Here is a 10,682-nt window from a genome sequence, read left to right as displayed (position 1 = left end):
GGAGAGCAGATGAAACAGTTTCTGGCATTGACGCTGGCGGGGCGGCTACCGCCTCAGCCTGAAGGGGATACGGAAAACTTCCATTGGGAGTGGCGTGAGGCAGGCGTTTTACAGCTCACGCCTCATCAGCCTTGCTCGCAAGCGCTGGTGCTATCGGCCGGGATACATGGTAATGAAACGGCGCCGATAGAAATTGTCGATAATCTGCTGAATGCATTGGTCAGCGGACGGCAGGAACTGCGCTGGCATCTGCTGGTGGTTTTGGGCAATCCGCCGGCGATACGCGACAATAAACGTTATCTGCATAGCGATCTCAATCGTATGTTTGGCGCACGTTGGCGGCATTTCCCGGTGAGCGATGAAACGATTCGCGCCGCTAGCCTTGAGCAAACCGTGGCGGCGTTTTATCAGCGCAGCCCGGCAGATGTGCGTTGGCACCTCGATATGCATACCGCCATTCGTGGGTCGCATCATTTGCGTTTTGGTGTTATGCCGGCGCGTGAAGCACCGTGGGATCCGCAGTTTCTCAACTGGTTGGGTTCAGCCGGGTTGCAGGCGCTGGTGTTTCATCAGGCCCCGGGAGGAACATTCAGTCATTTTACCTGTGAATCGTTTGATGCACAGTCCTGCACGTTGGAATTGGGGAAAGCCAGACCATTTGGGCAAAACGATCTGACGCAGTTTGCGCTGGTGGAACGCCAATTGACAAACCTGCTGGCGGGGGAATTTGGCGGCGGTTCGACCACTGAACCCCTCCACTATCGGGTGGTGCAACAGATAACCCGGCGCAGTGCCGATTTTCGTCTCTATATGTCACCTCAGACCTTGAACTTTACGCCGTTTGCCAAAGGGACGCTGCTGGCAGAAGATGGGGACATTCGTTACGTGGTGTCATCCCCCTGTGAATACGTGCTGTTCCCGAATCCTGATGTGGCGCTAGGGCTTCGGGCGGGATTAATGCTGGAACGTTGCCCGCCGATGATTTAATTATCCGTACCGCCGGGTGAGCCTGGCGGTATTAATGTATTCTCATTTTGCTTATTACAGATTTATCCTGGATTATTGCTTTATTAATAATCTGCGGTGCTTTATACTTCTTCAAAATCCCTTCTTAATCATCATCTTGAATATTCTAGTTGCAGCTCTCCACAGTTTATCCTCAATTTCTTCATAATTGGTTGGAAATCGTTTTTTACACTTTCATTGTTTTACGCAGGCTCTGATTAATTGACGATAAACCCCGTAAAGTTAATCTCGTCAACACGGCAATGCGCCGTCAGAATAATTGAAAGTAAGGACCCGATAATGAAAAAATTAACTGCTCTGTTTGTTGCTTCTACGCTGGCTCTGGGTGCTGCTAACCTGGCTCACGCTGCGGACACCACCTCTACCACCACCGAAGCGGCTCAGCCAAACGCCAAGATGATGAATCATCACAAAGGTAAAATGGGCCCACGCCATGACATGATGTTCCAGGGGTTGAACCTGACCGATGCGCAAAAACAACAGATGCGCGACATTATGAAAGAGGGCCGCGAACACAACAAACGTCCGCCGCAGGATGAGATGCGTGCGATGCATAATCTGGTCGCCAGCGACAGTTTCGATAAAGCAAAAGCCGAAGCGCAGATCGCCAAAATGGAAGAACAGCATAAAGGTATGATGCTGTCTCGTCTGGAAACCCAGAACAAGATTTACAACATCTTAACGCCGGAACAGAAAAAACAGTTTAATGCCAATTTTGAGAAGCGTCTGACAGAACACAAAGCGCCAGAAGGTAAAATGCCTCCTGCGCCTGCCGAATAAGTTTAGCGGCACACTGTCTTAAGACCGCCGGACCTGCCCATAAATACCAATAGGTTATGGGCAGGTCCGGCGGTTTTCTTCTTTATTTCTTCCAGAAATCATCAAACACGGTAATTGGCGGACGACGTTTATGCTCCGTCTTCAGATACCAGCCTTCAATGGTCTTCGCTTGTGCGGCGTCCAGCGTTTTGCCTTCCAGATAGTCATCAATGTTGTCGTAAGTGACGCCAAGTGCGACTTCATCGGGCAGAGAAGGGCGGTCATCTTCAAGATCGGCGGTCGGTGCTTTCTGATATAAATGCTCAGGACAGCCGAGTTCTGCCAGCAGCTGTTTACCCTGGCGTTTGTTGAGACGGAAAATCGGGTTAATGTCGGTGCCACCATCCCCGTATTTAGTGAAGAACCCGGTGATAGCTTCTGCCGCATGATCGGTCCCCACGACCACGCCCTGAGTCATTCCGGCGATACTGTACTGTGCTTTCATACGTTCGCGGGCTTTTTCATTGCCGCGAACAAAGTCACTCAGCTCAATACCTGCCTCACGAAGCGCCTGCTCGCTGGCCAGTACTGCGGCTTTGATATTTACTGTCAGTACGCGATCCGGTTGAATAAAGGCAATGGCGTCCTGGCAATCCTGTTCATCAAACTGAACGCCGTAGGGCAGACGCACGGCGATGAACTGCAGCGCGCTGTCACCGGTTTCTGCGCGCAGCTCATTAATCGCCATTTGGCATAGCTTGCCAGTCAATGTGGAGTCCTGACCCCCGCTAATTCCCAGCACTAACGATTTGATAAATGGATAGGTTTTTAGGTAGGTTTTGAGAAAATCGACGCTGCGACGGATTTCTTCTTTTGCGTCAATCTGTGGTTTTGCGCCAAGCGCCTGAATAATCTCTTGTTGTAACGCCATTTACCCCTCCGAAAATGTGTGCCAGCCTGTGCCGATAGCTCATTAGAACAATGTGTTAAAGCTACCTCTTTGACGGTAAAACGACAAGGATCACAGTTTTGACTGATGTAAATTAATCCGAATATTCCATTACCCGGTGCTGATTCAGACGGATTGGTTGATAAATAGCATGTTTTATTCCAGGCTTAAGTCACTTCATAAAAAAGGAGAAGGGAAGATGAATAAGAATATTGTCGGTTTCCTGGGTGCCGCCGCTGTAATGACCCTGCTGGCGGGTTGTACCGCATACGACCGTACGGCAGACCAGTTTACTCAGCCGGTAGTGAAAGACGTGAAGAAAGGGATGAGCCGTTCGCAGGTTGCGCAGATAGCGGGTAAACCATCATCTGAAGTATCGATGATTCATGCTCGTGGTACTTGCCAGACCTATATATTGGGTCAACGAGATGGTAAAGCTGAAACCTACTTTGTGGCCTTAGACGATACCGGGCATGTGATCAACTCTGGCTATCAAACTTGTGCGCAGTACGACACAGACCCGCAGGCCGCCAGTAAGTAATCGTGTATTCATCGGACATCTACGAAAGCCCGACCTTAGCGTCGGGCTTTTTTATGAGAAATCATGCTTATTTCTTGTCGCGAATTATTTTGACCAAAGTGTGAAGGCAGTCAAAACGAGAGGTCAATGAGAGACAATTTTTGGGATGTAAGAATTATCCGTACACAATTTGTTGCCGTATACTCAAGGCATAAACAGAAGATAACTCATCTGTTACATACGAGGGTAGTGGGCATAAGGAACATCGCCCGGTGATGGCAGATTTCACAAGTTGAGGAAGCGTGAATGGAAAAGAAACATATTTATCTCTTTTGCTCTGCAGGGATGTCCACTTCATTGTTGGTATCCAAAATGCGTGCACAGGCTGAGAAATACGAAGTGCCTGTCGTAATTGAAGCATTCTCCGAAGCGTTTGCTGCAGAAAAAGGTCCTGAAGCTGACGTTATTTTACTCGGTCCACAAATTGGTTATATGTTGGGCGATATTCAAAAGATTTTACCAAACAAACCAATTGAAGTTATTGATTCAACGCTGTATGGCAAAGTAGATGGTTTAGGCGTGCTTAAAGCAGCGGTTGCTGCAATTAAAAAAGCCGCTGCGCAGTAATTTAATTATTTTTCCCGTCAAAGAGTTATTTCACATACAATCGCCGCAATATTAATTGCGGCCCTTTAAGGGTATTTTCTATGAGTAAAGTGATCGATTCGCTTGAAAAGGTACTCCTTCCTTTTGCTGTTAAAATAGGAAAGCAGCCTCACATTAACGCCATTAAAAACGGCTTTATTAAATTAATGCCACTGACCCTCGCAGGGGCCATGTTTGTATTAATTAATAACGTTTTCCTGAGCTTTGGTGAGGGCTCATTCTTCTATTCAATGGGCATTCGTCTGGATGCATCAACCATTGCAACGTTAGACAGCTTTAAAGCCATCGGTGGTAACGTTTATAACGGTACCCTGGGTATTATGTCCCTGATGGCGCCTTTCTTTATAGGTTCAGCTTTAGCCGAAGAGCGCAAAGTTGACCCAATGGCGGCTGGTCTGCTGGCGGTAGCGGCATTCATGACCGTCACCCCATACAGCGTCGGCGATGCGTATGCGGTAGGCGCTAACTGGCTGGGTGGTCAGAACATCATCTCCGGTATGATTATCGGTCTGGTGGTCGCTGAACTGTTCACCTTCGTTATCCGTCGCAACTGGGTTATTACACTGCCAGACAGCGTGCCATCTTCTGTCGCACGTTCATTCTCAGCGCTGATTCCAGGCTTCCTGATCCTCTCCATCTTCGGGATTATCTCCTGGATGCTGTCCTCTTACGGCAGCAACTTCCACCAGATCATCATGGACTCCATCTCCAAACCGCTGGCAGCAATGGGTGGCGTTGTGGGCTGGGCATACGTGGTGTTCAACTCCCTGCTGTGGTTCTTCGGTGTTCACGGTTCCCTGGCGCTGACTGCGCTGGATAACGGCATCATGACCCCATGGGCGCTGGAAAACATCGCACTGTACAACCAGTACGGTTCCGTTGATGCTGCTATCGCTGCGGGCCAGCAGTTCCACTTCTGGGCGAAACCAATGCTGGATTCCTACATCCTGCTGGGTGGTTCCGGTGCGACTCTGGGCTTGATTATCGCCATCTTTATCGCTTCTCGCCGCGCTGACCATCGTCAGGTTGCGAAACTGGCGCTGCCATCAGGCATCTTCCAGATTAACGAACCGATCCTGTTTGGTCTGCCAATCATCATGAACCCGGTTATGTTCATCCCGTTTGTTCTGGTACAGCCAATTCTGGCTGCTATCACTCTGGCAGCGTACTCCATGGGTATCATTCCACCGGTCACTAACCTGGCACCGTGGACCATGCCAACCGGTCTGGGTGCATTCTTCAACAGTAACGGTAGCATCGCAGCGCTGTTCGTCGCTCTGTTCAACCTCTGTGTCGCCACGATGGTTTACATTCCATTCGTGATGATTTCGAACAAGGCACAGCAGACCATTGAAGAAGAAGAAAGCGAAGAAGACATCGCGGCAGCACTGAAATTCTAATGCCAATGCGGTATGGAGCGAGTCTCCATACCGCCCTCACAAAAAGGGAATAGATATGTTTGATTTGGATAATGTTGTTGCTGAGGACGTGCAGGAAAACGATCTCGAAGAAGTGGTGATGGGCCTGATTATCAACTCTGGACAGGCACGCAGCCTGGCATACGCCGCGCTGAAGCAGGCGAAGCAGGGTGATTTTGAAACTGCTAAAGCAACGATGGACCAGTCCCGCATTGCGCTGAGCGAAGCGCACCGCGTACAGACTCAGCTCATCGAAAGCGATGAAGGCGAAGGGCGTATGAAAGTGAGCCTGGTGCTGGTTCATGCGCAGGATCATCTAATGACTTCAATGTTGGCCCGCGAACTCGTTGCTGAATTGATCGAACTTCACGAGAAGGTACAATAGGCTTTTCCCTATGAGGCAACCAAAGATGATCAGCATGGAAATCAACACCGCCAGAGAACAACAGCTCTTCAACGGTAAGAATTTTCATGTCTTCATCTACAACAAAACGGAAAGTATCAGTGGGTTACACCAGCACGACTACTACGAGTTCACTATCGTACTGACCGGGCGCTACTATCAGGTGATAAATGGCAAACGGGTCATGCTGGAGCGCGGAGACTTTGTCTTCATCCCTATGGGTTCACACCATCAGAGCTTTTACGAGTTCGGTGCGACAAGAATCCTAAACGTTGGGATCAGCAAAGATTTCTTCGATACGCATTATCAGGCGCTGGTTCCGTTTGCTCTGGTTGCTTCGCAAGTCTATTCGATTAAAAGCACGTTTCTTAGCTACATTGAGTCGGTTATTGCATCACTTCACTTTCGCGAAACGGAATTCGACGAATTTATTGAACTGGTTTCCTTCTACGTGATTAATCGCCTCCGACATCACCGTGAAGAGCAGGCGCAGGATGTTACGCCGCAGTGGTTAAAATCCACGGTTGAAGCCATGCACGATAAATTAAAATTTGGTGAAGGGGCGTTGGATAATATGGTCGAGTTATCCGGGAAAACCCAGGAATATTTAACGCGAGCCACCCAACGCTACTACGGTAAAACGCCAATGCAGATTATTAATGATATCCGCATTAATTTTGCCAAAAAACAGTTGGAAATAACCAACTACTCAGTAACCGATATTGCGTATGAGTCAGGCTATAGCAGTCCAAGTTTGTTTATTAAAACTTTCAAAAAGCTGACGTCATTTACGCCAAGTAACTATCGTAAGAAGTTAACGGTTATCAAATAACGCACTGCGATATTATTTCGTAGTCCTGAAACAAAGAATTTAGCTCGCCGCATATTATGCGGAGGGTCAGCCACGTTTAGCTTGTGGATCTCTAGGGAGAAAGATATGAGCCAGAAATTAAAAGTCGTTACTATTGGTGGTGGTAGCAGCTATACGCCGGAATTACTGGAAGGTTTTCTCAAACGTTATCACGAACTGCCGGTCACCGAGTTATGGCTGGTGGACGTAGAAGACGGCCAGGAGAAGCTGGATATTATCCACGCTCTTTGCCAGCGCATGGTGGAAAAAGCCGGCGTACCGATGAAGGTCTACAAAACGCTTAACCGTCGCGAAGCCCTGCAGGGCGCTGACTTTGTGACGACGCAGCTGCGCGTTGGTCAGCTTAAGGCCCGTGAAAAAGACGAACGTATTCCATTGAGCCATGGCTACCTGGGCCAGGAAACCAACGGTGCTGGCGGCCTGTTTAAAGGTCTGCGTACCATTCCAGTTATTTTCGACATCATCAAAGACGTACAGGAAGTTTGCCCGGATGCATGGGTTATCAACTTCACTAACCCAGCCGGTATGGTGACTGAAGCGGTTTATCGTCACACCAACTTCAAGCGCTTCATCGGCGTCTGTAACATCCCAATCGGGATGAAAATGTTCATCACCGATGTACTGCGCCTGAGCGAAACTGACGATCTGTCTATCGATCTGTTCGGCCTGAACCACATGGTCTTCATCCGTGATGTGCTGGTGAACGGCGAATCCCGGTTCGCAGAACTGCTGGATGGTGTGGCCTCCGGTACGCTGTCGGCCAATACGGTGAAAAACATCTTCGATATGCCGTTTAGCGAAGGGCTTATCCGCTCGCTGAACCTGCTGCCATGCTCGTATCTGCTGTACTACTTCAAGCAAAAAGAGATGCTGGCTATCGAGATGGGTGAGTATTACAAAGGCGGCGCGCGTGCGCAGGTCGTGCAGAAAGTTGAAAAACAGCTGTTCGAACTGTACAAAAATCCGGATTTGGATGTGAAGCCGAAAGAGCTGGAGCAGCGCGGCGGGGCATATTACTCCGATGCGGCATGCGAAGTGATCAACGCTATCTACAACGATAAGCAAACTGAGCACTACGTGAATATTCCGCACCACGGCCATATCGACAATATCCCAGCCGACTGGTCTATCGAAGTGACCTCTATTCTGGGTCGTGACGGCGCGAAACCGCATCCGCGTTTGACGCATTTCGATGAGAAAGTGCTGGGTCTTATCCACACGATCAAAGGTTTTGAAATTGCGGCAAGCAATGCGGCATTAAGCGGCGAATTCAACGATGTGCTGCTGGCGCTGAACTTAAGCCCGCTTATCCACTCTGATAAAGATGCAGAGATTCTGGCGCGTGAACTGATTCTGGCCCATGAGAAATGGCTGCCGAACTTCGCCGCTACCGTGGAGAAGCTGAAAAAGTGACAGGAGGCATCATGGAACGTTTGTTAATCGTCAATGCCGATGACTTTGGTCTGAGCAAAGGGCAGAACTACGGTATTCTCGATGCCTGTAAAAATGGACTGGTGACCTCAACAACCGCGCTGGTGAACGGCGCGGCTATCGAACACGCGGCCTACCTTAGCCGCCGTACGCCGGAACTGGCCGTCGGTATGCACTTTGTGCTGACGCTCGGTGAGCCGCTGTCGCCGATGCCGGGGTTGACCCGCGAGGGAAAACTCGGCAAGTGGATCTGGCAGGTGGCTGAAGAAGACGGGCTGCCGATGGATGAGATTGCCCATGAGCTGGAGTGTCAGTACAACCGCTTTGTCGAGTTGTTTGACGCGGAGCCAACACATTTTGATAGTCATCATCATGTGCACATGATCCCGCAGATTTTCCCGCTGGTGGCGGAGTTTGCGAAATCGAAAGGCATTGCGATGCGTATTGATCGCACTATTCCGTATCCGTTTGAGATTCCGCAGGGGCTGCGCAGCAGCGAAGGTTTTAGCAGTGAGTTTTACGGTGATGCCATTTCTGATGAACTGTTCTTGCAGACGCTGGATAGCTCAGCCGCTCGCGGTGAACAGTCTTTAGAAGTAATGTGCCACCCGGCCTTTGTGGATAACACGATTATGGGCAGCGCATATTGCTACCCGCGCCTGGCGGAACTGGATGTACTGACCTCGGCATCGCTGAAATACGCGATTGCGGAAAGAGGTTATCGTCTCGGTACTTACCGCGACGTGTAAGAGATTAACCCCCTCAACCCTTGCCCGGCAGCCATCCTGCCGGGCTTTTTTGTGTATGACGCGCACGCGTTAATCCTGCTATCATAAGACTTTCCTGCTTTTGCCATTAATGATTGTGAATTTAACTGCTTATGAAACCGCTTCGCCAACAAAATCGGCAGATTATCAGCTATGTACCGCGCTCCGAGCCCGCTCCTCCAGACCATGCCGTCAAGGTGGCCGGATTTCGCGACGTGTGGCTGCTACGAGGTAAGTACGTGGCGTTTGTGCTGATGGGCAATGCGTTTCAACGTTCGCAGGCGTTCAGTATTCCTGAATCGGCCCAGCGTTGGGCAGTGCAAGTCCGACAAGATAGGGAAATGGACGCGTAAGTCTGGCGCGACCCGGATATAAAAAAACCGCTGATTTGCATCAGCGGTTTTTTTTCGTGGTATGCGGCAGGTATTGATAATCCTGCCGTTTATGTTTTAGCGATGGGCCAGTTCGGCATCTTCTTCGCTATTGAGAACCTCTTTGTCGGTCTGGCGCAGCCACTGGCTGGTCAGGGTCCCGGCAGTCATCGAGCCGCTGACGTTGAGCGCAGTACGGCCCATGTCGATCAGCGGTTCAACGGAGATCAGCAGCGCAACCAGCGTAACCGGCAGACCCATGGCTGGCAGCACGATCAGCGCGGCGAATGTCGCACCGCCACCCACGCCAGCTACGCCTGCGGAGCTCACGGTCACCATACCCACGAGGGTGGCAATCCACAGCGGATCCAGCGGGTTAATTCCGACGGTTGGCGCAACCATTACGGCCAGCATTGCTGGGTAAAGGCCTGCACAGCCGTTCTGACCAATGGTGGCACCAAAGGAAGCAGAGAAGCTGGCGATAGACTCTGGCACGCCCAGGCGGCGGGTCTGTGCTTCCACGTTCAGCGGAATAGACGCGGCGCTGGAGCGGCTGGTGAACGCAAAGGTCAGCACCGGCCAGACTTTACGGAAGTATTTCAGCGGGCTCACACCGTTCACACCCAGCAGGATACCGTGGACGACGAACATAATCAGCAGGCCGAGGTAAGACGCGACCACGAAGCTGCCCAGTTTGATGATGTCCTGCAGGTTAGAACCAGCAACCACTTTGGTCATCAGCGCCAGTACGCCGTACGGCGTCAGCTGCATCACCAGGCGAACCAGCTTCATCACCCAGCCTTGCAGGGTGTCGATAGCGGTTAGCACGCGCTGGCCTTTCGGTGCATCGTCTTTCAGCAGTTTCAGCGCGGCGACGCCAAGGAAAGCAGCGAAGATAACGACGCTGATAATTGACGTTGGGTTGGCGCCAGTCAGGTCAGCAAACGGGTTTTTCGGCACGAAGGAGAGCAGCAGCTGCGGTACGCTCAGATCGGCAACTTTACCCGCATAGGTGCTCTGAATCGCGTTCAGGCGGGCGGTTTCTGCCGTACCCTGAACTAAACCTTCTGCGGTCAGGCCAAACAGATTGGTCACCAGTACGCCGACCAGGGCGGCAATCAACGTGGTGAACAGTAAGGTCCCGATGGTCAGAATGCTGATTTTACCCAGCTGAGAGGCGTTATGCAGGCGGGCAACCGCGCTCAAAATAGAGGCGAAGACCAGCGGCATAACAATCATTTGCAGCAGCTGTACATAGCCGTTACCGACGACGTTAAACCACTGGATAGAGTCTTTCAGTACCGGATTATCGGAACCGTAGATCAGCTGCAATGCCAGCCCAAAGACTACACCGATGACCAGGCCAACCAGCACTTTTTTTGCCAGACTCCACTGTTTGTGGCGGGTCTGTGCCAGCGCAAACAGCAATACGACGAACACGATAATGTTCGCGACTAGTGGAAAGTTCATCCCCATTCTCCTGAAGTATTGTCCACGCCGT

Annotated in this window: 12 protein-coding genes; 10 read left to right on the top strand and 2 right to left on the bottom strand. The window is 50.7% G+C overall.

Annotation, left to right across the window (positions count from 1 at the left end; translation table 11 throughout):
* The first annotated feature begins 9 nt into the window (after positions 1–9).
* Both astE and spy read left to right on the top strand, forming a co-directional pair.
* The gene (astE, locus tag KP80_RS00935; RefSeq protein WP_052281689.1) at positions 10–987 is read left to right on the top strand and encodes a succinylglutamate desuccinylase; all 978 of its coding nucleotides are present in this window, start codon (positions 10–12) and stop codon (positions 985–987) included.
* Positions 988–1,305: 318 nt separating this feature from the next.
* Positions 1,306–1,806, top strand: a complete 501-nt coding sequence (gene spy / locus KP80_RS00930; protein ID WP_052281688.1) for an ATP-independent periplasmic protein-refolding chaperone Spy — start codon at positions 1,306–1,308, stop codon at positions 1,804–1,806.
* 82 nt (positions 1,807–1,888) lie between these two features.
* Here the strand turns inward: spy and nadE are convergent, their stop codons facing one another.
* Positions 1,889–2,716, bottom strand: a complete 828-nt coding sequence (gene nadE, locus KP80_RS00925; RefSeq protein WP_052281687.1) for an ammonia-dependent NAD(+) synthetase — start codon at positions 2,714–2,716, stop codon at positions 1,889–1,891.
* Between the two features lie 217 nt (positions 2,717–2,933).
* Between nadE and osmE the strand changes: the two genes are divergently transcribed.
* The 8 genes from osmE to cedA all read left to right on the top strand — a co-directional run bounded on the left by osmE (position 2,934) and on the right by cedA (position 9,163).
* On the top strand, positions 2,934–3,275 hold the full coding sequence (gene osmE, locus KP80_RS00920) for an osmotically-inducible lipoprotein OsmE (RefSeq protein WP_052281686.1): 342 nt from the start codon (positions 2,934–2,936) through the stop codon (positions 3,273–3,275).
* A 285-nt stretch (positions 3,276–3,560) separates the two neighbouring features.
* Positions 3,561–3,881 carry a PTS sugar transporter subunit IIB gene (locus KP80_RS00915; protein WP_052281685.1) on the top strand — a complete coding sequence of 107 codons (321 nt, stop codon included), beginning with the start codon at positions 3,561–3,563 and terminating at the stop codon, positions 3,879–3,881.
* An 80-nt stretch (positions 3,882–3,961) separates the two neighbouring features.
* The gene (gene chbC, locus KP80_RS00910; RefSeq protein ID WP_052281684.1) at positions 3,962–5,320 is read left to right on the top strand and encodes a PTS N,N'-diacetylchitobiose transporter subunit IIC; all 1,359 of its coding nucleotides are present in this window, start codon (positions 3,962–3,964) and stop codon (positions 5,318–5,320) included.
* A gap of 55 nt (positions 5,321–5,375) precedes the next feature.
* On the top strand, positions 5,376–5,723 hold the full coding sequence (gene chbA, locus KP80_RS00905; protein WP_052281683.1) for a PTS N,N'-diacetylchitobiose transporter subunit IIA: 348 nt from the start codon (positions 5,376–5,378) through the stop codon (positions 5,721–5,723).
* Between the two features lie 25 nt (positions 5,724–5,748).
* Positions 5,749–6,573, top strand: a complete 825-nt coding sequence (gene chbR / locus KP80_RS00900) for a transcriptional regulator ChbR (RefSeq protein WP_156315544.1) — start codon at positions 5,749–5,751, stop codon at positions 6,571–6,573.
* Between the two features lie 105 nt (positions 6,574–6,678).
* On the top strand, positions 6,679–8,025 hold the full coding sequence (locus tag KP80_RS00895) for a 6-phospho-beta-glucosidase (protein ID WP_052281681.1): 1,347 nt from the start codon (positions 6,679–6,681) through the stop codon (positions 8,023–8,025).
* Between the two features lie 11 nt (positions 8,026–8,036).
* A complete protein-coding gene (gene chbG, locus KP80_RS00890) occupies positions 8,037–8,792 on the top strand; it encodes a chitin disaccharide deacetylase (RefSeq protein WP_052281680.1) in 756 nt (251 codons plus the stop codon).
* 131 nt (positions 8,793–8,923) lie between these two features.
* A complete protein-coding gene (gene cedA, locus KP80_RS00885; RefSeq protein ID WP_052281679.1) occupies positions 8,924–9,163 on the top strand; it encodes a cell division activator CedA in 240 nt (79 codons plus the stop codon).
* 96 nt (positions 9,164–9,259) lie between these two features.
* Here cedA and KP80_RS00880 read toward each other — a convergent pair whose 3' ends face one another.
* Positions 9,260–10,651 (bottom strand): L-cystine transporter, encoded by a 1,392-nt coding sequence (locus tag KP80_RS00880; RefSeq protein WP_052281678.1) that lies wholly within the window; start codon positions 10,649–10,651, stop codon positions 9,260–9,262.
* Positions 10,652–10,682: the final 31 nt, after the last annotated feature.

The organism is Kluyvera genomosp. 1, from assembly GCF_001266615.1.
GTDB classification, from domain to species: domain Bacteria; phylum Pseudomonadota; class Gammaproteobacteria; order Enterobacterales; family Enterobacteriaceae; genus Kluyvera; species Kluyvera cryocrescens_A.
This window is presented reverse-complemented; position numbering and strand designations above follow the sequence as displayed.

Excerpts from the sequence above, each read along its gene's own strand:
- astE (WP_052281689.1), top strand. The coding sequence starts at position 10 with ATGAAACAGTTTCTGGCATTGACGCTGGCGGGGCGGCTACCGCCTCAG.
- spy (WP_052281688.1), top strand. The coding sequence starts at position 1,306 with ATGAAAAAATTAACTGCTCTGTTTGTTGCTTCTACGCTGGCTCTGGGT.
- nadE (WP_052281687.1), bottom strand. The coding sequence starts at position 2,716 with ATGGCGTTACAACAAGAGATTATTCAGGCGCTTGGCGCAAAACCACAG.
- osmE (WP_052281686.1), top strand. The coding sequence starts at position 2,934 with ATGAATAAGAATATTGTCGGTTTCCTGGGTGCCGCCGCTGTAATGACC.
- KP80_RS00915 (WP_052281685.1), top strand. The coding sequence starts at position 3,561 with ATGGAAAAGAAACATATTTATCTCTTTTGCTCTGCAGGGATGTCCACT.
- chbC (WP_052281684.1), top strand. The coding sequence starts at position 3,962 with ATGAGTAAAGTGATCGATTCGCTTGAAAAGGTACTCCTTCCTTTTGCT.
- chbA (WP_052281683.1), top strand. The coding sequence starts at position 5,376 with ATGTTTGATTTGGATAATGTTGTTGCTGAGGACGTGCAGGAAAACGAT.
- chbR (WP_156315544.1), top strand. The coding sequence starts at position 5,749 with ATGATCAGCATGGAAATCAACACCGCCAGAGAACAACAGCTCTTCAAC.
- KP80_RS00895 (WP_052281681.1), top strand. The coding sequence starts at position 6,679 with ATGAGCCAGAAATTAAAAGTCGTTACTATTGGTGGTGGTAGCAGCTAT.
- chbG (WP_052281680.1), top strand. The coding sequence starts at position 8,037 with ATGGAACGTTTGTTAATCGTCAATGCCGATGACTTTGGTCTGAGCAAA.
- cedA (WP_052281679.1), top strand. The coding sequence starts at position 8,924 with ATGAAACCGCTTCGCCAACAAAATCGGCAGATTATCAGCTATGTACCG.
- KP80_RS00880 (WP_052281678.1), bottom strand. The coding sequence starts at position 10,651 with ATGAACTTTCCACTAGTCGCGAACATTATCGTGTTCGTCGTATTGCTG.